General features: G+C 74.0%; 18 protein-coding genes. 6 read left to right on the top strand and 12 right to left on the bottom strand.

The window, feature by feature from the left end; translation table 11 throughout:
• Positions 1-102 precede the first annotated feature (102 nt).
• Genes AB0L34_RS24960 through AB0L34_RS24945 form a run of 4 tightly spaced genes read right to left on the bottom strand, consistent with a single transcriptional unit; the run spans position 103 to position 2,400 of the window.
• Positions 103-588, bottom strand: a complete 486-nt coding sequence (locus AB0L34_RS24960; RefSeq protein WP_363707048.1) for a universal stress protein — start codon at positions 586-588, stop codon at positions 103-105.
• Between the two features lie 5 nt (positions 589-593).
• Positions 594-1,838 carry an SLC13 family permease gene (locus AB0L34_RS24955; protein WP_363707050.1) on the bottom strand — a complete coding sequence of 415 codons (1,245 nt, stop codon included), beginning with the start codon at positions 1,836-1,838 and terminating at the stop codon, positions 594-596.
• A 14-nt stretch (positions 1,839-1,852) separates the two neighbouring features.
• Positions 1,853-2,224: a DUF4158 domain-containing protein gene (locus AB0L34_RS24950; protein ID WP_363707046.1), complete on the bottom strand. Its 372-nt coding sequence runs from the start codon at positions 2,222-2,224 to the stop codon at positions 1,853-1,855.
• Positions 2,221-2,400, bottom strand: a complete 180-nt coding sequence (locus AB0L34_RS24945; protein ID WP_363707044.1) for a DUF4158 domain-containing protein — start codon at positions 2,398-2,400, stop codon at positions 2,221-2,223. The genes AB0L34_RS24950 and AB0L34_RS24945 overlap by 4 nt, the downstream gene beginning before the upstream one ends.
• Before the next feature lie 381 nt (positions 2,401-2,781).
• On the opposite strand from AB0L34_RS24945, the gene AB0L34_RS24940 reads away from it, so the two are divergent.
• From AB0L34_RS24940 to AB0L34_RS24925, 4 genes are all read left to right on the top strand, one after another.
• Positions 2,782-3,426: a dihydrofolate reductase family protein gene (locus tag AB0L34_RS24940; protein WP_363707042.1), complete on the top strand. Its 645-nt coding sequence runs from the start codon at positions 2,782-2,784 to the stop codon at positions 3,424-3,426.
• A 581-nt stretch (positions 3,427-4,007) separates the two neighbouring features.
• Positions 4,008-4,433: a hypothetical protein gene (locus AB0L34_RS24935; protein WP_363707040.1), complete on the top strand. Its 426-nt coding sequence runs from the start codon at positions 4,008-4,010 to the stop codon at positions 4,431-4,433.
• Positions 4,434-4,802: 369 nt separating this feature from the next.
• On the top strand, positions 4,803-5,399 hold the full coding sequence (locus tag AB0L34_RS24930; protein ID WP_363707038.1) for an RNA polymerase sigma factor: 597 nt from the start codon (positions 4,803-4,805) through the stop codon (positions 5,397-5,399).
• A complete protein-coding gene (locus AB0L34_RS24925) occupies positions 5,392-6,300 on the top strand; it encodes a CU044_5270 family protein (RefSeq protein WP_363707036.1) in 909 nt (302 codons plus the stop codon). Before AB0L34_RS24930 ends, AB0L34_RS24925 begins: the two co-directional genes overlap by 8 nt.
• On the opposite strand, the gene AB0L34_RS24920 is transcribed toward AB0L34_RS24925, so the two are convergent.
• On the bottom strand, positions 6,288-6,467 hold the full coding sequence (locus AB0L34_RS24920) for a hypothetical protein (protein WP_363707034.1): 180 nt from the start codon (positions 6,465-6,467) through the stop codon (positions 6,288-6,290). The two genes, AB0L34_RS24925 and AB0L34_RS24920, sit on opposite strands and share 13 nt — an antisense overlap.
• Before the next feature lie 80 nt (positions 6,468-6,547).
• Between AB0L34_RS24920 and AB0L34_RS24915 the strand changes: the two genes are divergently transcribed.
• Positions 6,548-8,650, top strand: coding sequence for a hypothetical protein (locus AB0L34_RS24915; RefSeq protein ID WP_363707032.1), 2,103 nt, complete (start codon positions 6,548-6,550; stop codon positions 8,648-8,650).
• Positions 8,651-8,875: 225 nt separating this feature from the next.
• Here AB0L34_RS24915 and AB0L34_RS24910 read toward each other — a convergent pair whose 3' ends face one another.
• The 7 genes from AB0L34_RS24910 to AB0L34_RS24880 form a co-directional block, all read right to left on the bottom strand.
• Positions 8,876-9,274 carry a hypothetical protein gene (locus AB0L34_RS24910; RefSeq protein WP_363707030.1) on the bottom strand — a complete coding sequence of 133 codons (399 nt, stop codon included), beginning with the start codon at positions 9,272-9,274 and terminating at the stop codon, positions 8,876-8,878.
• Positions 9,275-9,534: 260 nt separating this feature from the next.
• Positions 9,535-10,374 carry a hypothetical protein gene (locus AB0L34_RS24905; RefSeq protein WP_363707028.1) on the bottom strand — a complete coding sequence of 280 codons (840 nt, stop codon included), beginning with the start codon at positions 10,372-10,374 and terminating at the stop codon, positions 9,535-9,537.
• 70 nt (positions 10,375-10,444) lie between these two features.
• Complete coding sequence (locus AB0L34_RS24900) at positions 10,445-12,970, bottom strand: transglutaminaseTgpA domain-containing protein (protein WP_363707026.1); 2,526 nt, start codon at positions 12,968-12,970, stop codon at positions 10,445-10,447.
• Positions 12,964-14,136: a DUF58 domain-containing protein gene (locus AB0L34_RS24895; protein ID WP_363707024.1), complete on the bottom strand. Its 1,173-nt coding sequence runs from the start codon at positions 14,134-14,136 to the stop codon at positions 12,964-12,966. The genes AB0L34_RS24900 and AB0L34_RS24895 overlap by 7 nt, the downstream gene beginning before the upstream one ends.
• Positions 14,137-14,148: 12 nt before the next feature.
• Positions 14,149-15,144: a MoxR family ATPase gene (locus tag AB0L34_RS24890; protein ID WP_357700432.1), complete on the bottom strand. Its 996-nt coding sequence runs from the start codon at positions 15,142-15,144 to the stop codon at positions 14,149-14,151.
• A gap of 27 nt (positions 15,145-15,171) precedes the next feature.
• The gene (locus AB0L34_RS24885) at positions 15,172-17,796 is read right to left on the bottom strand and encodes a fibronectin type III domain-containing protein (protein WP_363707022.1); all 2,625 of its coding nucleotides are present in this window, start codon (positions 17,794-17,796) and stop codon (positions 15,172-15,174) included.
• 155 nt (positions 17,797-17,951) lie between these two features.
• Positions 17,952-18,689, bottom strand: coding sequence for a fibronectin type III domain-containing protein (locus AB0L34_RS24880; RefSeq protein ID WP_363707020.1), 738 nt, complete (start codon positions 18,687-18,689; stop codon positions 17,952-17,954).
• Between AB0L34_RS24880 and AB0L34_RS24875 the strand changes: the two genes are divergently transcribed.
• On the top strand, positions 18,664-19,911 hold the full coding sequence (locus AB0L34_RS24875; protein WP_363707018.1) for a hypothetical protein: 1,248 nt from the start codon (positions 18,664-18,666) through the stop codon (positions 19,909-19,911). The two genes, AB0L34_RS24880 and AB0L34_RS24875, sit on opposite strands and share 26 nt — an antisense overlap.
• The last annotated feature ends 510 nt before the right edge of the window (positions 19,912-20,421 follow it).

The following is a 20,421-nucleotide window of genomic DNA, read 5'->3' as shown; positions in this document are numbered from 1 at the left end:
ATCCACGGCGGCTGCTCACCCCTCCTCACGTTCAGACAGAACGATCCTCACGTCCAACCGGATACGCCCAACATCATTTAGTTAGGAGTTGTAAGGCGTGTTTCATGCGCCGGTCGAGCCACTCGGTGATGAAACGCCGGGGGCGGCTCCGGGCCAGACGAGCAGGACGGGACAGGGGGCATGGTCGACGATGAAGCGGCTGGCGGGGCCGATACTGCGAGGCCCGAGGTGGTTACGGCCGCCATCGCGGGCGAGGATGAGCAGGTCGGCGCCCTCGGCGGCGGCCACGACCTCCCGCTCGACGCGGCCGGTGCGCTCAACACGCTTACAGGGACGCCCCAGGCGCTGCGCGGCTTCGGCGAGGAGTCGTTCGGCGGAGGTGGTGGCCAGGTGCTCGACCGCGGTGCCGGGGTCGCGTTCGGGATGGCCACGGCCGAGCAGTCCGGCAAAGGCGCCGTGCGCGGCGCCGGGGGCTTCGGGGCCGGTGACATGCAGCAGCACGATGTCGGCGGCCTCGGGTGCGTGGCTGCGGGCGGCGTCGATGCAGGAGGGCCAGGTGCCCTCGGTGATCCAGGCGATGACTCTCACGGTGATCAGCCTCCGATAACGGTGAGCGAGGCCCACAGTGCCACCACCGCGAGCAGCAGGGCGGCAGGCACGGTGAACAGGCCGAGCCGGGTGAACTCACCGAGCTCGACGTCACTGTCGTGTTCGTGCACGATGCGCCGCCACAGCAGGGTGGCTAGGGAACCGGCGTAGGTGAGGTTGGGTCCGATGTTCACGCCGAGCAGCACCGCGAGGACGGCAGCGGGCCCGGACGGTGCGGTCAGCGGTAGCAGCACCAGCACGGCGGGCAGGTTGTTGATGACGTTCGCCAGCACCGCGGCCAGCACCGCGATAGCGAGCAGGGCCGCAAAGCCGGTGCCGCCGGGGACCAGATGGCCCAGGCCGGTGGCGAGGCCGTTGTCGACGACCGCGCGGACCACGATGCCCAGGGCCAGAACGAAGGCGAGGAACGGGACCGCGGCGGCGCGCACGATGGCGGTGGGCCTGGTGCGGCGCTGCGCCAGAGCACGCACGGCCAGTACGACGGCGCCGGCGAAGGCCGCCCAGGCAGGATTGACTCCGAGCGCGGAGGTCAGGACGAACCCGGCCAGTGTGCAGGCCACGGTGGCCAGGGCGAACACCGGCAGCTCACGGGGTTCGGCGGTGGGTGGGGCCTGGGCTCCGGCGTCCAGGTCGGTGGCGAAGAACCGGCGGAAGACCACGTACTCGGTACCGATGGCGGCCAGCCAGGGCAGGACCATCAGGGCGGCGAAGCGGGTGAAGGTCAGTCCGCTGGCAGCGAACGCGAGCAGGTTCGTGAGGTTGGAGACCGGCAGCAGCAGCGAGGCGGTGTTCGACAGGTGGGTGCAGGCGTAGACGTGCGGTTTGGGCCGGGCACCGAGCCGGGCGGCGGTGGCGAAGACCACCGGGGTGAGGAGCACGATGGTGGCGTCCAGGCTGAGCACCGCGGTGATCACTGATGCGGCTGCGAACACCTGGACCAGCAGGCGGCGCGGGCGACCTGCCGCGGTACGGGCCATCCATGCTCCGCACGCGTGAAACAGGCCCTCGTCGTTGCACAGCTGGGCCAGGACCAGGACGGCGGCGAGGAAGCCGATCACCGGTCCGAGCCGCGCGGCCTCGTCGCGGGCATGGTCCAGCGAGATCGCTCCGGTGGCAATGACCACGCCTGCGGCCGGGACGGCGACGACCGCCTCCGGCCAGCCGAACGGGCGGATAACGGCGCACGCCAGCACCGCCAGGAGCAGAACGACGGAGACAGCCTCCGCCAGCGAGGAATTCACGATCAGGTCTTCTCCGCGATGGTGCGGACTTCGGAGACCTGCCGGGCCGGCACGCTCACCCCCGGCTGCAGCACCCGGTTCCGGCGCAGCCAGCCCACCGAGTGATCGAACAGCGCCTTCGGCCCCTCCGCGTGCGCCGTCCACGCCCGGCCGTGCACGAACGCCCTGAACCGCCGGCCCTGGGCATGGTCCTCGTACGGGTGGTAGCCGTACGCGTCACGGATCTCCCACGCGTGCTCATACGCCGTCTTCAGCCGCTCGGTGTACTCCTTGACGCAGGAGACATCCTCAATCTCCAGCTGCTCGGCCAGACGCTCCACCACCGGCCACGGAACGGCCAGGGAGTCCTCCAGGAACAGCCCGATGTACCTCACCCCGTGCACATCTCAAGCGCGAAGCCGAGACGGTTGTGGTCACCGCGCCGGTTCGCGATCAGCTTCCGGTCCTCGTCGTCGAGGAAGAAGAATCGCTCCAGCTCGGGCCTCGCCGGCTCCTCAGCGAACTTCCCGCACGCCTCATCCTGCTTATCAGTCAGAAATTCCACCGGCATGCGGCGGACGGTAGCCACCCCTCACCAGTGATCGAGGATCTTCCGGCGAACCCCCGGACAAGACCGATCACCTGTGCTAGTGCACTGTCCGTGAACGTTGACGGGGTTGGTGACACGCCGAGTGTCGTCCGTTTGGACGAGGCGGTAGGGGGCTCACACTCGACGGCGGTGGTGGTGCTGCCAAGAGCGGGTTGGGCGGGTTGGCCGGGCCGGTACGGGCACGGCGGTTGACGCGCTGCAAGCCGGCTCACAGGGAGTGACCTCCGGCGCGAAATGCCGCCCGCGCATAGGTAGCCCAATTTCTGGCCGGTCACGGACGCAGCGATGAGTTTTTCCGGCCCGGAGAGTCTGACCAGCGTTGTCGACAACACAGGAGGAACCGTGGCTCAACTACTGAGAGTGCAGAATTTCAACGTGTCGAGTGACGGAATCGGTGCCGGTGAGGACCAGAGCCTCGAGCGTCCGTTCGGCCACGCCGATCCCGAGAGGCTGTTCGCCTGGGCCGGCGCCACGGCGAGCTGGCCCATGCGCACCGCCCCCGGGGGAAGTCGGGGCCTGGACGACTACTTCACGCGGGACTACGCACGCAACGTCGGCGCCGAAATCATGGGCCGCAACAAGTTCGGGCCCCAGCGCGGGCCCTGGAGCGACCATGAGTGGCGCGGCTGGTGGGGTGACGAGCCTCCGTTCCGCACCCCGGTGTTCGTCATGACCCACCACAAACGTCCTTCGATCACGCTCTCCGACACCACGTTTCACTTCGTCGACGGCGATCCGGCCACGGTCCTCGAGCAGGCGCGGGAGGCGGCGCAGGGCAGGGACATCCGGCTCGGCGGTGGGGTAACCACCATCCGGCAGTTCCTCGACGCGGACCTCGTCGACACCATGCATGTGGCGGTTTCGCCGGTGAAGCTCGGGTCCGGACTACGACTCTGGGAGTCCCCCGATGAGCTGCTCGACCGGTTCCATCTCGAGGTCGTGCCCAGCCCGAGCGGTGTGACACACCACCTGTTCTGGCGAAAGTGACACCGATGGCCGACTCGGGGATGCCAGCACGGCCGATGCGGGCGTACCAGTAAACGATCACGTGGTTGCGGGCGAGTTGCCGACACAGGCTGCGGTACCGCCCGCAACTATCGAACAGCCGACTGGGCGGCGCCTGCTTGGCTGCTCTGCGGTCCCGTTCGAGGGCAGCGTCCAGCTGAACAGGCGCGGATACGGCCCGCCGCGCACCACGATCTGCCGCTGCCGCTGCCGCAGCCCCGCCTGATCCGCGAGCGTGACGACCACAGAGGCCACGGGCGGCTTTCATGCCGCAAGGACGAACGGCACGACTCCGTCGAACCGACTACGCGCCCTGCTCGACGGCGACGGAATCGGGCGTCGAGGGCGGCAGCCCGTCGTCGGACGGGTGCCTACTGTTCCCTCGTGGCGGGAACGACTTCTACGTGGTGAGGTGACCGCAGCGGCCACGGCAGGGTGTGGTGACGGTGTTGTGAGCAGGTGGTGCGGTGGTGGCTGGGCAGAGGGCGGGCGGGCCATGCCCGACCGGGAACGGGGGGCCAGTGGGCGCGGCGAGGCGGACATCGCTCCGGCGGTGGGCCGGCGTGCCCCGGTGGGTTCGGGTCGTCGCGATCGCCGCCGTCTGCCTCTTCGCGTACGGCGGGATCGTCCACCTGGGCGACCTGCTCGGCATCCGGCCGGGTGGTCCAAGCCACTCCATCCCCACCTGGCTGACGCTGTACTTCACCTCGCTGACCGTGTTCGATCCGCTCGCCGCGCTGTTGCTGGTGCTGCGCCGGATCGAAGGGCTGCTGCTCGGCTGTGTCATGTTGGGCAGCGACGCGGCGGCGAATGGGTACGCCAACGACGTGCTGGACACCGCGCCGGGGATCACGCCCGGCCGGATCGGGCATGCGGTGATCACGGCACTCGCGGTCGCCCTGATCGCGGCGGCGCCCCGGATCGCCCCCTGGCTGCACCGGCCACGACGTGCTGGCGAGTGCGCTATCCATGAACGTCGTCGGGTCTGATCGGACAGGCGGCTGTGGTGTGGGGTCGGCCCCAGCGTTGTCGGCGTTCGCTGCCCGTGTCCCCATCAGTGGTCCACCGATGCCACCCGACCCGGCGACACCCCCGGATCTCCCGAACGACAGGGGCAGTGAGTCATACCGGGCGGGGCGGCCGAAAAGTCCCCGGCTGGAAACGATCAAAAGGTGACGGGGCAGTAGTGGCTGCCCACCCCGGGTGTTGGCTCCTCGCCGGGTGCCGGCAACACTCCGCCCGCCGGATAGGTTCACCCGGCACCAGCGCCAGCCTGTGAACCGTTTTCCCGCGACCTGCGGATAACAGGTGATGAATCCCGGCTCCGCGGAAGGTCGTGCATGAACCGTTTCAGACGAGTGAAGGCTGTCGACGTCGGCACGTTGACGGATGGGGCAGTCATCGAGCGATCCATCCGGGATTCTGAGAGCTTCGCGGTGATCTTCGACCGGCACGCCCCGTACATCCACCGCTACCTGGCGAGGCGGCTTGGTGCCGGGGTCGCGGACGACCTGGCCGCCGAGACGTTCCTGGTGGCGTTCCGTCGCCGGGAGCGGTACGACACCGCCCGTCCGGACGCCCGGCCATGGCTCTACGGAATCGCGACCAACATCGTCAGCCAGCACCGACGCGAGGAGGAGCGCGAGTACCGGCTGCGGCAGGCGTACGTTCCCGCGACAAGCGAGGTGTCGCACGACGACCGTGTCGCCACTGTGGTCACCGCGCAGTCGCTGCGCCGAATGCTGTTCGGCGCCCTGGCCGAGCTTTCCACCGGCGACCGGGATGTGCTGCTCCTGATCGCCTGGGAGGAGTTGACCTACGACGAGGCGGCCGCCGCGCTCGGGATTCCGGTGGGCACCGTGCGATCACGACTCAACCGCGCCCGCAGGCTGCTCCGCGACGCGCTGGGCGGCGATTCCACCATCACGATCGAGGAGGCAATGAGCAATGGATGACCTGCGACTGCTCCAGCAAATCGGCCAGGAGACCCCGCCGGCCACCCCCGAACAGTTGGCCTCGGCCCGCGGCCGGCTTCTGGCCGCGATGACCGCCACGTCCCCTGCTCCCACGACGATTCGCCGCTCGAACCGGCGGAGCTGGCGACTCGTGCTCAGCGGGATGGTGGCGGCGGGCGTCGCGGCGGCGGTCACCTCGGTGGTCGTGCTCGCTCCGGATCAGTTCGGCGGTGACGCGCCGGTTGCCAGGGCCGATGCCAGCCACGTGCTGCGGAACGCGGCGGCCGTTTCGCTCCGGATGCCTGACCTCACCCCCCGATCCGACCAGCTCATCTACCAGCGCACTCAGAACCGCCAGTCGACCCGTGAGAGCTGGATGTCGGTGGACGGGACCCGAGACGGACTGGTCAGAGAGACTTCCGCTGCCGGCACCACGGAGACGGTCATTCCGGGCTGCCGGAACGGGCGGATGGCCGCGGTGAAGGGCGGCCAGGTGGTTCCGGGCCGGACCGAGCAGTGCACCCCGGAACCGGCGTACCGCTCCGACCTGCCTACCGACGCGGCTGCCATGCGGACCTACCTGGCCGGGCACCGCAGCGGCGAAGCCGGTGACGTGAATGCCGCCGGCAAGGACGTGCTCTTCCTCGCCGAGAGCTATCTACGACCGCAGACGCGGGCGGCGCTGTACGAAGCCGCGGCGGCGGTCCCGGGTCTACGCGCCGTCGAGAACGTCACGGATGGCGCGGGCCGGCCGGGCATTGGAATCGCCTGGCCATCCACGAACGGAGCGGAGCAGATGGTCCTCGTCTTCCACCGCGAGACCTATGCCTACCTCGGCACCTCGCGATACACGGCGGTGATCGCCCACACCGTCGTCGACGAAGTCGGTCAGACCGGCTGACCTTCAGTACCACCCGGGCGGGCCGCCCGGCGCGGCCCGCCATCGGTGCCCGGCTGGTATCCCAGGTCCAGCGGTTCCGGCCGGGTCAGTGCGTAGAACGACCGGCGGCCCTCGGTCCGGTAGTCGATCAGCCCGCAGTCACGAAGACACGCCAGGTGCTTCGACACCGTCCCCAGAGTGCAACCAGTCGCCATGAGGCGATGACAGCACCCAGGAAGGATGCTTCCTGATCGTCTACCCTGTCCCGATGCTCGCCGGACTGGAAGAGATCGACTGGGCGACCTACGAGGGTGCCTACGGCCCCGCCGAGGAAGCCCCGCACATCCTGCGCGCCATCGCCTCACCCGATCCGGAGACCGCCCGCGAAGGCCGCTACGAGTTCGCCTCCTCGCTGTGGCACCAGGGCACGGTCTACCCGGTGACGGTGATGGCCGTACCGTTCCTGGTCGAGCTGGCCACCACACCGGGAGTGCACCAGCGACCCGACCTGCTCCACGTGCTCGGCGCGCTCTGCGACCCCGAACAGAGCGACGGCGACGACCAGCCGGCGGTGCGGGCGGCCGTCGCCGAGCACAGCGACGTGCTGCTGTCCCAGCTGGCGGACGTGGACCCGGAGGTACGCGAGTGCGCCGCCTACGCGCTCGCGCGCTGCGGTCGGCACACCGGGCAGGCGCTGGCGGAGCGCTGGGCGCTCGAAGAGGACGCGCGGGTGCGTGCCTCTCTGCTGCTGGGCATCGCCCTGCACGATCCGGCCGGGTGCGCCGACCGGTTGCGGTCGGCCGCGAAGTCGGAGCCCTCCCCGGTACCGGCGGCGGCCGCGCTCGCGCTGGCCCGGGCCGGGCTGCCCGTCCCCGCGGAGACCATCGCCCCGATCGCGGCGGCGTTCGCCAGCGACGACGAGTGGCGTAGCCCCTGGCAGGGGCACGCCGACGCACTATCGGAGGTGCTGGACCGGGTCGACGCCGCCACGGCGAACGCGATCACCGCGGCATTGACGGACGGCGCGCCGGGCCCGAGCGGCCCGTCACGGCGCACCCGCGGCGCGGGCGCCACCCCGACGGCTCGGATCCGTGCCGCCAACGCCATGACCGATCGCTTCCGGAGCCGGCGCTCGGCGCCGGCCGACCTGATGCCGCGCCTGAGGGCGCTGCTGACCGACGCCGACGCCGACGTCCGGGCAGCGGCCGTGCAGGCCGCGGCCCACGCGGGAGTGCCGGCGGCGGCCGTCGCGAGCGTACTGGCGAGCATCGCCGGCGGCGGTGACGACGACGGCCGCGGACCGGCGGGCACCGCCCTGAACACCCTCATCCGCCTCGGTGATCACCGGTGGCGGGAACCCGTGCTGAGCGCGTGGGCCGCCGGGCGGGACCCGGGCGCGATGTACGTGCTGGCCGACTACAGGCCCGCGTTCGACCCGGACGTCTTCGTGGCGCTGCGGCGTCGGCTCGCGGCGCAGCTCGCCGCGGGTCTCACCGGCAACCCGGTCATCCAGCTGGTGTCGTTGGTGCATTCTTGGGGGCCAGCCGCGGCCGACGCGGTTCCCGATCTCCTCGCCGCCCTGCCCGCCGCGCCGTGGGTGGCGCCGGCCGCGCTTGCCGAGATCGGGCCAGTCGCGTTGGACGCCGTGCCAGCGCTGCGCGAGGCCGCCCACACCGGCCAGGTACGGGCGGGCCATGCGGTGTGGCGCCTCACCGGCGATGCCGGACCGCTCGTCTCGGCGGCTTCTGCCCGGCTGGCCTCGTCCCGGTCGAACCTGGCCTGGGAACTGGACCTCGTCGCGGACGCCGGGCCGTCCGCCGCGCCCCTCGTTCCGGCGCTGCGTGGCCGGTTGACCGGTGTGCCAGGGAAGACGTACCCCGAGCGCGATGAGCAGATCGCCGCCGCGCGGCTGGTGTGGCGGGCGACCGGCGCTGCGGCCGAGGTGCTGCCGACCGTGGCGGCCGTGCTCGGCGCCGGTGACGTCCCGGTCCGGTCCGCCGCGAAGCTGGCCGCTGAGATGGCACCCGTGGCCGGTGCCGAACTGGCGCGTGGGCTGCGGGAGGCGCTCGGCAACGAGTACGGTCGCGTCGACGCCGCCCGTGCGCTCTGGCGGCACGGCACCGCTGTCGGCGACCTCGTCGACCCGCTGCTCACGGCCGTCGCCGACCCGTACGGCGACAAGGGGGCGCTTGCCCTGCTGGTGGAGATGGGCGGGGTCGACGCGGTGCCGGGGCTGGTCGAGTTGGCCGACCGCGACGAGCGGGTGGTCACGTACGGCTCCTACGACGAGACCGTGTGGTTGGACGACCGCCTGCGACGTGATCTGTACACGGCCGTCGCCACGCTGAGTTCGTCGGCCGAACCCGGCTGACCGTGCCCGGCCGGCGGCTGCACGCGGGCTGGTGCGTCCGGGCCGGCGACGCGGTGTATCTCGACGTCGCGGCGGCGGGCGCGTGGATCACCCACCCGGACTTCCATGTGGTGAAGTGACCGCAGCGGCCACGGCAGGGTGTGGTGACGGTGTTCTGAGCAGGTGGTGCGGTGGTGGCTGGGCAAGAAGACAACCCGCTGCCAACGGAGGGGCGCCGCCCGGTCGTCAGCGGGCTGCCCGGCGGCGACGCGCCCTGGACTGGCCGTACACCCACAGCACCAGCGCGACAACGCCCCAGAGGACGATCGCCCAACTTGTCGGTGGAGTCCAGGCTGACAGCCAGCCCGCACTGTCCGCCGTGCTCAGCGGAGCACGCGGCTGCACCGATATGGCCGCGACGGCGAAGCCGACCGCCGCAAGGCCGCACAGCACCGGCACCACCGCGCGGCGGAACACGACTGCGGTGAGCAGAGCCGTCACCAGCCACAGGGATGCCCCGGACAGGACAGCGGCGGTGGTGGTGGCGTGGTCGGTCGGAGAGGGTTGCTCACCGAAGAATGCCGCGGAGGCGATGAGGCCCGTGTACAGGGACCATGCGGCGCCGGGCAGCGCCAGGATCAGCATCAACCAGGGGTACGCCCAGTGGCCTGATTCGGGGGGAGGGGAAGAGCCCGCAACGGCACCGTCGTGCTGCTCGCCATCCCCTGCGTCGGTCATGCCCTGATCCTGGCCCGGCGCGCGCCAGGTCGCCTGAGTTACGGTACTCAACCCGCTGGCCCTCGTCAGGGAGCAAGACGTGGTTCCTCGGGCTCGTTACGACGATCGCGGTGCGTGTCCCGGCTGCTCCTGAGCTTGTCGTTCGGTCGAGAGGCCGCTCACCCGCCTCACGTTCGGATCGAATGATCCTCACGTCCACCTGATACGCCCAAGCTTGTTTCGTTGGGACCTCTCGGGTTGGTTCCCCGCCCGGCAGCCGTCACATCGGCGGCGGCGCCGGCCCGGTTCCGTCGCCTCGCGAGGACGATCGACCCCACCAGCAGCAGCACGAGCCACAGCAACACCAGCCCGGGAACGAGCGACCGCCAGATGGGCCACACCGGCTCGGCGAGCCCGTCCGTGGCCAGGTCCGCCCAGGTGAGGCCGACCCCTGGGAGCAATCCGACCGTCACCAGTGTGCCGACCAGCAGGGGTACGGGCGACCGTCGCCGCGCCACCGGCCAGAACAGCGCCGCGCCGGCGGCGGCACCGAGGAGGGTGCCGATGACCGTGGTGGCGAGGAAGCCCTCGGGGGCGGCCGGTGCGACCCTCAGCGTCGACCCGTACGCCCGGTGGGTGAGCGTGACCGTCAGGCCCTCATTCTCGGCCCGCCAGCCGTCGCACGGGGCGCCCGGCACGCGGCGGAGGCTCTGCCAGCCCCGCGATGCGGCGTTGCGCCGCAGCTGTTCGGAGAGCGAGCAGTCGACGCGGACACCGTAGTGGAACACGGCGTGACCGGAGCCGAAGTCGTCGGTGGCCAGGAACACGCCGTACCGGAAGCCGCGTTGGAACGCCGAGCTGTCTGGCTCGGTTCCGGGGAGCAGCTCTGCCGCCACGCTGCGGGCCCGCTCGGGGCTGAGCGGTACGGTGCCCCGGCCGCCGTACCAGGAGCCGACGCACAGGCCGACCGTGCCCAGCAGCACCGCGCCGAGCAGCAGCAGCGCGACGAACCGCAGACGATGTCCCACCGGCCCTCCTGTCACGGTGCGGCACAGCGTAGCCCTTGCCGTCTATCCGTGGTGGCCTGCGTGACAGAGTTCAGCGCGGCCAGCGGAGGGGGCCGGGGCGGACCGACCAGAGGACGCGGCGCCACCAGGGGCGGGCGGCGCGCAGCGCTGTGACGTAGTCGTTGGCGATCGTGCCGGCCCGGGTGGCCTGCTCGGGCGTGACCGTGCCCGGGGCGAAGGCCGCCTGGTTGAGCAGGTCGGCCAGCTCGTCCACCTGGGCGTCAAGCTTCCCGCCACCTGTCGTGGTGCGCGGCGGGCCGGTGTCTGCCGGTGCGGGACCGGCGGTGCCGACCGGATCGGCCGGGGCCCCGGAGATTCCGGCCCGGCCGTCGGTGAGGGCCCGGCGGGCGTGGGCGGCGACTTCGGTGGCGGCCAGGTCCCCGCCGACCGGTCGGCCGGCCAGCCGCAGCGCGTCGGTGAGCTCCCGCCAGGCGCCCGCGATGCGCTGGCCGGGGTCGCCCCGCTCCAGCCGTGCCCGGGTCTGCGCCCGGCGCATCGCCAGCAGGGCGAGCAGTGCCGTCACGACCAGGAGCAGGGTGCCGCCGGTACCGCCGCCGACGAGCAGCGCCGTGGACGGCCCGGCGTCGGTCGGCTTGCCCGGCGCGGCCACCGGCTCCGGCGGGGCGGTCGGTTCGACCGTCGGCTCCGGCACCTCCGACGGGGGCGGTTCGTCGGGGGTCGGGCGGAAGTCCTCCTCCACCGGGCGCGGTTCCTCGTCGGGTCGGGGCAGCGGGTCGAACGGCACCCAGCCGAGCCCGTCGAAGAGGACCTCCGGCCAGGCGTAGGCGTCGCCGGCCCGGACGGGGCCGTCGCCGGTGGCCCGGAAGCCGACCACCACCCGGGTCGGCAGCCCGGCCAGCCTGCCCAGCACGGCGAACGCGGCCGCGAACTGCTCGGAGGTGCCGCGCTGGCCGCCGGCGTCGCGCGGTCCGAAGAGGAAGAAGTTCAGGTTCGGGTACGCATGTCCGCTCGGCGCGTCCGCGACGAGGCGGTAGTGCTCGGCGAGGAACTGCTCCACGGCGGCTGCCCGCGCGTACGGGGCGCCGTTGGACTCGGCGAGCTGGGTGGCGAGCCGGCGCAGCGGTTCGGGCACCCCGTCGGCGACCCGCAGCACCCGGGCCACCTCGTCGCCGGCCGGCACGTCCGCCGTGCTGAGCAGGTTTCCGTCCGGCGTCTCCACGGCCGAGGTCACGGTGTAGCGCAGGCCCGGCGTCAGCCCCTCCGGCCGGATCAGCGTCCCGGTCGTCGGGTCGTACGCCACCCGCGCCCCGGTGACCTCGCGCGGTGTGGCGACGGCGGGCAGCAGCCGGCCGCTGAGTTCGGCGACGGTGATCTCCTGTCGTACCGTTCGCACGGTGCTGTCCGGCGCGGGTGCCGTCGCGGGCAGGATCCGTCCGGCGTTGCGGTACGTCGCGCCGACCCGCCAGGTCACGCCGTCGTAGTCGCTGAGCACGGCCAGCCGGATCGGCGCCGGCCGGCCGCCGGTGTCCGGCCCGGTGCCGGAGTCGGGGGCGGGGTCGGGCGCCCCGGTCGGCGCGGGCGCGTCCGGGGAGTCGGTGCGGACGTCGAGCAGCTTCTGTCCGGGGTTGAGCGCCCACCCGGAGATGCGGATGAGGGGGCTCTCGTCGAGCGCGTCCACCTGCGGCGGCTCGACGTACCGGCGCGGGTCCACCGGCCGGCCGTCGACCTGGCCGGCGAGCGCCGGGCCGAGCAGGGCGGCCAGGCCGACGACCACCGCCAGCCCGGCGGCGGAGGCGGCGGCGAGTCGGGTCCGCACGGCGGCGCGGACCGCGGGCGTCAGCCCGGCGGTCGGGTCGCCGCCGGCCGTTGCCGAGCTGCCCGGCGGTACCGCCTGGCCGAGCACCGCCACGGCCACGAAGGCCAGGGTGGGCCCGATCGCCGGGTCGGCGTTCGGGCCGACCACGTAGAGCGCGGCGGCGTAGAGCAGCACCGGCGGCAGGTAGCCGAGCAGCACCCGGCCGGCCCGCAGCGCCACCTCCGCCGCGGCGAGCCCGGCCAGCCAGGCGGCGACCAGCGGCACCAGCACCGTGTCCGGGGTCGGCTCGACCGGGATCATCGCCGTCAGCAGCCGGGGGATGCCGTTCGTGGCGGCGTCCGCGGTCACCTCGGCGAGACCGCCGGGCAGCTCGGCCCGGGTCGCGGTCAGCCGCAGCGACCAGGCCGTCCAGCCGGCCAGCGCGGTCACCGAGACCGGCGCGACCAGCCACGACGGCAGCCGGCGGGCCGCCACGCTGACCAGCACTGAACCGATCGCGGCACCGAGCACCAGCCGGGTCAGCAGTGGGCCGGCGTAGACCCGGCCGAGCACCGCGCCGGCCAGGCCGATCATCGCGATCAGCGCCAGCGGCACCGGCACGGCCCGCAGCGCCCGCAGCACTGCCCGCCCCGGCCCGGCGGTCCCGCTGCCGCCAGCGCCGTCCCGGTCCGGCCCGGCGCTGCCCGTATCCTGGCCGTTGCTGCCCGTGGCCTGGCCGCCGCTGTCGGCCGGCGGCGGCGCCGCCGTGCCGTCGCGGACCCCGCCGGTCGCCCTCACCATCTGCGCACCCCGTCCCACTCGGCGGCGAACGCGGCGCCGTCCGGGGCGTCGATCACCACCAGGCCGGCCGCGTCCGACGGCGCTGGCTCCGCCGCCCCGAAGATCCCCACCACCACCGACGGGTACGCGGCGCGCAGCGCGCCCACCGCACCCAGGTCGCCCCGGCCGCCCGGGCCGGTGAGGAAGACGAGTGTGTCGCCGAGCCGTTCCCGCCGCAGTCGTGCGGTGGCGGGCTGGAGGACGTCGTCGTCGGCGAGTTGTGCCGCCGCGAGCCGGTCCAGCGGCCCGCCGCCGTGCCCCGTCTCGTCGCCCGTGGTGTCCGGTCCGGACGGTTCCGGGGCGACCATCAGCAGCGCCACCGGCAGGTCCTCGCGGACGGCGGCGGTCACCACCGAGGCGGCGGCCTCGCACGCCGACTCGAACGACTCGGCCACCCCGTCGACCCGCTCGGGGTGGGCGGCGGCGCGGTTGTCCAGCAGCACCACGATCCGGGGCAGGCTGGTGTCGACGTTCTCCCGCACCATCAGCTCGCCAACCCGGGCGCTGGTGCGCCAGTGCACCCGGCGCAGCTCGTCACCGACCACGTACTCGCGCAGCGAGTCGAAGGTGATCGACCCGTGCGGCACCTTGTCTACCCGGCCGTCCAGGCTGCGTCCCGCCCCCGTCGGCACCGCGTGCAGCGGATGGATGCGCGGGTGCACCCAGACCGGCACCGTGCCGCCGTACGGGCGGGCCAGCGCCACCAGGCCCAGCGGGTCGCGTCGGGTCACCCGCAGCGGCCCGACCGGCACCACGCCGCGGCGGGAGGTCGGCACGTCGTAGCGGACCGTGGTGTCGCGGCCCGGTCGCAGCCGCAGCAGCGGCACCGGGACCGACCGGTTCCCGCACCGGTCCTCGGCCACCAGGCTCGCCGCCGGCAGCCGGCCGGCGTTGCGTACGGTCAGCGTCATCGCGGCCGGCTCGCCCCGCGCCACCCGGTCGGGGTCCGCGCTGCGGGTCACCTCCAGCCGGGGCCGCCAGGCCGCGGTCGCCAGGGCGTAGCCGACGGCGGTGCCGGCCGCCGCGCCGAGCAGCGTCAGCTCGGGGTACGCGAAGCGGAAGCCGGCGCCGAGCAGCACGACGGCGGCGACGAGCAGCCCGACGCCTCGGGCGGTGAGCGCGGACACCGGCGTTGCCGGTCAGCCCTGGACCGGGGCGGGCTGGCCCGAGGGGAGCGGCACCGGCACCGAGGCGACCGCCTGGCGCAGCACCTCGGCGGCGGTCACCCCGCGCACCTGCGCGTCGGGGGTGAGCAGCAGCCGGTGCGCGAAGACCGGCTCGGTCAGCGCCTTGAGGTCCTCCGGCATGATCCAGCCGCGCCCGTCGATCAGCGCGTACGCGCACGCCGCCCTGGTCAGGGCGATCACGCCCCGGGGGCTGACCCCGACGCGTACCTGCGGGTGGGCGCGGGTGGCCGCGGCCAGCCGCACCGCGTACGTGTAGAGCGGCTCGGCGATGTGGACCCGGCGGGCCATGCGGACCATCTCCCCGACGGTGGCCGTGTCGGTGACCGCGGTGAGCGCCTCGGGGGAGCGGACCGTCGCGCCGCGCAGCACCTCCACCTCGACCGCCTCGTCGGGGTAGCCGACGGAGAGCTTCACCAGGAACCGGTCGAGCTGGGCCTCGGGCAGCCGGTAGGTGCCGTCCATCTCCACCGGGTTCTGGGTGGCCACCACCAGGAACGGCTGCGGCACCGGGTGCCGGACGCCGTCGACGGTGACGGTGCGTTCCTCCATCACCTCCAGCAGCGCCGACTGCGTCTTCGGCGAGGCCCGGTTGATCTCGTCGGCGATGACGATGTTGGCGAACACCGGCCCCGGGTGGAACTCGAAGCCCCGGGTGGCCTGGTTGAAGATGGTCACCCCGGACACGTCCGAGGGGAGCAGGTCGGGGGTGAACTGGATGCGCCGCCACTGCCCCTTCACGGTGGCGGCGATGGCCCGGGCCAGGGTGGTCTTGCCGACCCCGGGCACGTCCTCCAGCAGCACGTGTCCCTGCGCGAAGAGCGCGGTGAGCGCCAACCGGACCACCTGTGGCTTGCCCAGCACGACCGCGTTGACGTTCTCGGCCAGCCGGGCGGCGAGGGCGGCGAAGCCCTGCACCTCCGGCTGGGTGAGCGGCTCGTGGGTGTTCACGGTCGGTGGTGCTCCTTGCCTGGGTGGTCAGCAGTTGGGCAGGACGTTGATGTTGTCGCCGCCCTCGAGGTTGAGCCAGGCCCAGGGGATGTAGTTGCGTCCCTTGTAGTCGACCTGCACCCACCAGGTGCTCTGCTTCTGGTTGTTGTAGATCCAGGAGTCGACGTTCTCGCCCGACTTCTTGCAGTACGCCTTGAGCCGGGTGCCGGGCTCCGCCCAGCCGACCTGCCGGTTGTTGTCCTGCCGCGGGACCGAGAAGATCTCATTGCCGTTGCGGCCGTCGACGTCGGAGTTGCAGTACGTCCGCTGGTCGCCGTCGGGGCCGTTGTTGCAGGTGGCGATCCCGTAGAGGGCGTCGGTGGCCTGGGCACGGCTGGCGGTGCCCTTGCCGGCGGCGTTGCTCGCGGTCACGGTGAAGGTGTACGCCGTGCCCGGGGTCAGGCCCGTCATCGTGATGCCGGAGCAGGTTCCGGTCTTTGTCGGCTCGCCGTTCGTGCTCAGCGAGCAGGTCGCCTTGCCGCCGCCGGCGTCCACGGTGAACGTCACCGTCGCCGAGGTGGCGGTCGCCGACGAGCCGGTCACGGTGACGCGGGGCTCGGCGACCGTGCGGGCGGTGGCGGTGGCCTCCGGGCCGGGACCGGCCTCGTTGACCGCCTTCACCTTCACGGTGACGTTCTGGCCGTTGCCCAGCCCGTCCACGGTGGCCCGGGTGTCGGTCACCTCGCTGGTGCGCCCACCCACGTCCATCAGGTACTTCGTGACCGGGCGGCCGTTCGCCGCGGCCGGCGACCACTGCACGGCGACCGTGCCCGGCCGGTCGGCGACCGTGGTCGCCCGCAGGTCGGCGGGCCGGTCCGGCGCCGCGTACGGCACGACGGTGTTGCTCACCGGGGAGGCCGCCGAGCCGGCGCCGCGGTCGTTGACGGCGACGACGGTGAACGCGTACTGCGTGCCGTACTCCAGCTCACCGGCGGGCACCACCAGTTCCGTCTTGCGGGACTCGCCGGCCGGTGCGTTGGTGCCCGCCGAGGTGGCTGTGACCACGTACTTCGCGATCGTGTTGCCCTGCCCGTTCGCCGCCGGCCACTTGACCAGCACCGTGCCGTCCGGCCGTTCCTGGGCGGTGACGCTGGCCGGCGGGTCGGGCACCGCGGCGGTCGGCGTCACCGGGTTGCTGGTCCGCGCCGGGCCGTCGCCCTTGGCATTGACCGCGTGCACCGAGAACCGGTACGTCTCGCCGTTGGTCAGGCCCTTGATCTCCACGGCCCGCTGGTTGGCGCCCACCTGCACCCGCTGGCCGGCACCCTCCACCACGTACCGGGTGATCTCCGCGCCGTTGGTCGGGGCCGGCCGCCAGCTCACCCGGGCCTGCGCGTTGCCGGCGGCGGCGGTCACGCTGCGCGGCGCGCCCGGCTTGCCGACCTTGGGCTTCTTCGGCGGGGGCGGCGGCGCGGGAGCCGGCGGCGGGTCGCCGCCGAGCACGTCGTTGGCGTACTTGTCGACCTCGCGGACCTGGTGCTTGTCGTCCACCACCCGGGCGGTCGCCGAGTCGGGGGCGTTGACGAAGAGGTGGTTCTCCCGCACCTCCAGCTCCAGCGGCCCCGTCCCCTTGCCGCGGATGGTGTCGACCAGTTGGCCGTTCGCGTCGAAGGCGTAGACCGTGCCCGACGCCTCGTCGGCGCAGTAGAACCGGCCGGCCCACGCCACCGCCGGGCTGAGCCGGTCGCCCGTGCCCGGCACGGTGAACGCGCGCACCTCGCCGCCGTCGCCGACCACGTGTACCCGCCGCTCGCCGGGCACCGTCACCGGCACCGCCGGTCCGCTGGTCCGCGCCGGTAGCGCGCCCGGGGCGCTCATCGTCAGCCGGGTCGACCGGACCTGGCCCCGCTGCACGGTGACCAGCGCGCCGGCGGTGCGGTCGAGCACCGCGACGCCGTCGTCCAGGGTGGAGACGACCAGCTCGTGACTGGCCTCCGCGACGTCGTACGTCTCGACCTGCTTCGGGCTGAGGCCGGCCCCGGCGGCGGCCGAGGCGGGCGCGGAGGGCAGCGCGGCGGCGGTGATCGCCGAGACGGTGCCCTCGCTGGGCACCGCGATCCAGAGCCGGCCCTCGCCGTCGAAGGACCCGCCGGTGATGCCCGGCGGGTAGCGCACGGGCTCGCCGACCGGCGTCAGGGACCGCGGGTCGAGCTGCCGGACGATGCCCTGCACGGCGTCGACGACGAACGCCGCGTCCTCGTGCAGGGCGACGCTGACCCCGAGGCCCGGGGTGGTGCGGGTGGTCGCGGTGATCTGCAGGGTGGCCAGGTCCAGCGAGCTGACCTGGCCGGTGTTCAGGTCCCGCAGGATCAGCAGCCGGTCGGTCTGGGTGACCTGCATCGGGTGCCGGCGGGCGGCCGGGATCTCGACCCGGGTGTCGACCCGCGCGGTGACCCCGTTGACCCGGGCCATCTCGCTGCGGGCGGTGCTCCACAGCCAGGAACTCGCGTCGTAGCTCGCCACCGCGTTGTCCGCCGCGCCGAGACCGAGGACGGTCAGCCCCATCGCGGCCAGCAGCGCCCCCACCGTCCCGATGGTGACCAGACCGCCCCGCATCCGGCGGGAGCGGGGACGCGGACCGCCGGCGTTCGCGGCGTCGTCGATGGTGGCCACTACCGGCTGCCTCCCATGTCGTCCTGGCAGGTGGCGCGCCCTGACCGGCGACCCTCCCCTGAGCCGGGTGCCATCATATGGCCCGGCCGGGGGCGGGGGAACCCGCGCTGTCCCGCTGTGGACACCGAGCGTGCGCGCCGCGCCGGGGGTCAGCCTCAGGTCGCCGGCGTGTCGCCCTCCCGCTCGGTGCAGACCTGCCCCGACGTGGCGAACGAGTCCGTCGAGTAGACCGCCAGCACCGTGAAGCAGTAGTCCACCCGCGAGTTGAGCCCGTTGACCGTGTAGCGGGTCTGGCCGGGGTCCACCGTGGCCATCACGCCCAGCTTCTGCCCGGCCCGGCCGCCGGCAACCATGAACGGCACGCCGCCGCGCGCCGGGTCCGTCCAGCTCAGGGTGATCGTCGCCGAGTCGTCCCGCAGCGTCAGGTCGCCCGGCGGCGGGCCGGCCGCGTTCGGCGAGGCCGCTGCGGTCGCCGGCGCGGCCGGTGTGGCGGGCCCGGCCGGCGGCGCCGCCTCCCGGCTGAGCACCAGCACGCCCACCCCGACGAGCGCCGCCAGGGCCAGGACCGCGACGACCACGGCGACGACCACCGCCGTCCGGCTCCGGCCGCGCTCCTCGGGCTCCGCGACCATCGGGTACGCCGCCGGCGGCGGGAAGGCCGGCACATGGTGGGCCGGCCCGGGCGCGGTGGACGGCGACGGCACCTCCTTCATGGGGAACGTCTCGTCGATGTCGAGGTACGCCGGCGCCTGCTCTCCGGTGCCCTGCTCCCGCTCCGGCGCGGGTTCCTGGTCCGGCTCGTCCTCGACGTCCTGGTCGCGGTCGCCCCCGGTGGCCGGCGGCCCGGTCAGCGCCTGCGGGGGAGCCGTGCTGCTCCACGGCGGCGCGGTCATGCTCCACGGCGGCGCCGGCGCCCCGCTCACGGGAGGCGAGGGCTGCGGTGGTGCGCTGACGGGCGGATACCCGGGAGGCGCGCTGACCGGCGGTCCGCTGATCGGTGGCGCGCTGACCGGGGGAACCGGCGGTGCGCTGATCGGCGGCGTCGGCGGTGCGCTGACCGGCGGCGGGGCCACCGGTGGGGGTGGCAGCGGTGGGGCGGTGACCGGCACGCGCGGCGGCGGGGGAATCACCGGAGGGGCCGGGATCGTCTGCCGCGGGGCCGCGGGCGGCGCACTGACCGGCGGCGGGGGCGGGCTGACCGCTCGGACCGGCCCGGGCGGTGCGCTGACCGGGGGCGCGGGCGGCGCGCTCACCGGCGGCGCACTGACACGTGGTGCGCTGACGGGGGGCGCGGGCGGCACGGCGACCTGCGGCGCAGGCGGTGCGCTCACCGGGGGCGAGCTGACGGGGGGCGCACTCACGGGGGTCGCGCTGACCGGAGCTGTGGGCGGGGCGCTGACCGGTGTCGTCGGCGCGGGCGTGTGCGGCGCCGCGGCGGCGACCTCCGACGTCCCGGGCGAGGCGGGGGCGGCCTCCGACGCGCCGGGCGGCGCGGTGGCGGCCGGCGTGCCCGCAGCGGCCTCAGCCTGCTTCGCGTTGGCGGCGCGGGCGGCCTCCTCGGCGAGCAGGGGCTCGATCTGCCGTACCTGGATCGTGGGGTTGTCCCACCTGGGCCCGCGCGTCGACGGTTCCGGCGTCTCCGGCCCGGCCGGCGCCGCGTCGTCCGGCCCGGCCGGACGCGGTGCCTCGGCGTCGGGCGTCGCGCGTGCGGCGGTGGGGGCCGACGGCGGGGTGGGGGGTGTCGGCGTCCTGTCGCCGGACGTCGGTGCCGCGGTCGGCCCACCGCCGGATGCCGGGGACGCGGCCGGTTCGGTGGTGGGTTCCGGTGCCGCGGAGGGCGTGGCGTCGGCCGTCGCCTCGTGGGCCGTCCGCTGCCGCGGTGGCGCGGCGGGGCCCGGCCGCGACGGCGCGACGGTGGGCGGCGTGGGTGGCACCGACACGGCGGCGGTGGCGGGAGGCGCCGCGTATTGCGGGCCCGGCGCCGCAGTCGCCGCCGCAGGCGGGGGAGACGAGACGGCGCGCGCCACGTGCGGCGGGATCGGCGGTGGTGGCGGGATCGTCCTGGCGGTGGTGGCGGACGGGGAGTTGCCCTCGGCCGCCGGTGCGGCGGGCTGAGGCGGGCTCTGCGGCGCGGGCGCCGACGGAGCCTGCGCCGTGGACGGCTGCGCGGGGGCAGGGGCCCACGGAGACTGCGGCGGCGCTGCTGTACCGCTGGCGTGGCGCGGCGGTACCGCCGGAGGCGGCGGGACGTGCGGTGGCCGCGCCGGGGCGGTGGTCGACGGCTGCGGCGGCACGACCGGCGGTGGGGGAACCGGCGGTGAGGGGACGGCGGCCCGGGCCGACGCCGAGGGCGCGCTGCGTGGTGCCGGGACCACCGGGGGCGGCGGGATCTGCTGCGCCGGGACGGCGTGCGGAGCGGCCTGTCCGGTCGCGGCGGCGTGCGGCGGTACGGGCGGAGCCGGGACCCAGGCGGCGTGCGGCGGGTTCGGTACGACGGGCGGGGCCGGGGGAGCCCATCCGCTGTGCGGCGGGCTGGGCACCACCGGTGGGGGCGGCACCGGGGCGGCGCCGGTGTGCGGCGGGACGGGTACCGCCGGGGGAGGCGGCACCGGGGTGGCGTGTGGC

This window comes from Micromonospora sp. NPDC052213 (assembly GCF_040679695.1).
Taxonomy (GTDB): Bacteria; Actinomycetota; Actinomycetes; order Mycobacteriales; family Micromonosporaceae; genus Micromonospora.
This window is presented reverse-complemented; position numbering and strand designations above follow the sequence as displayed.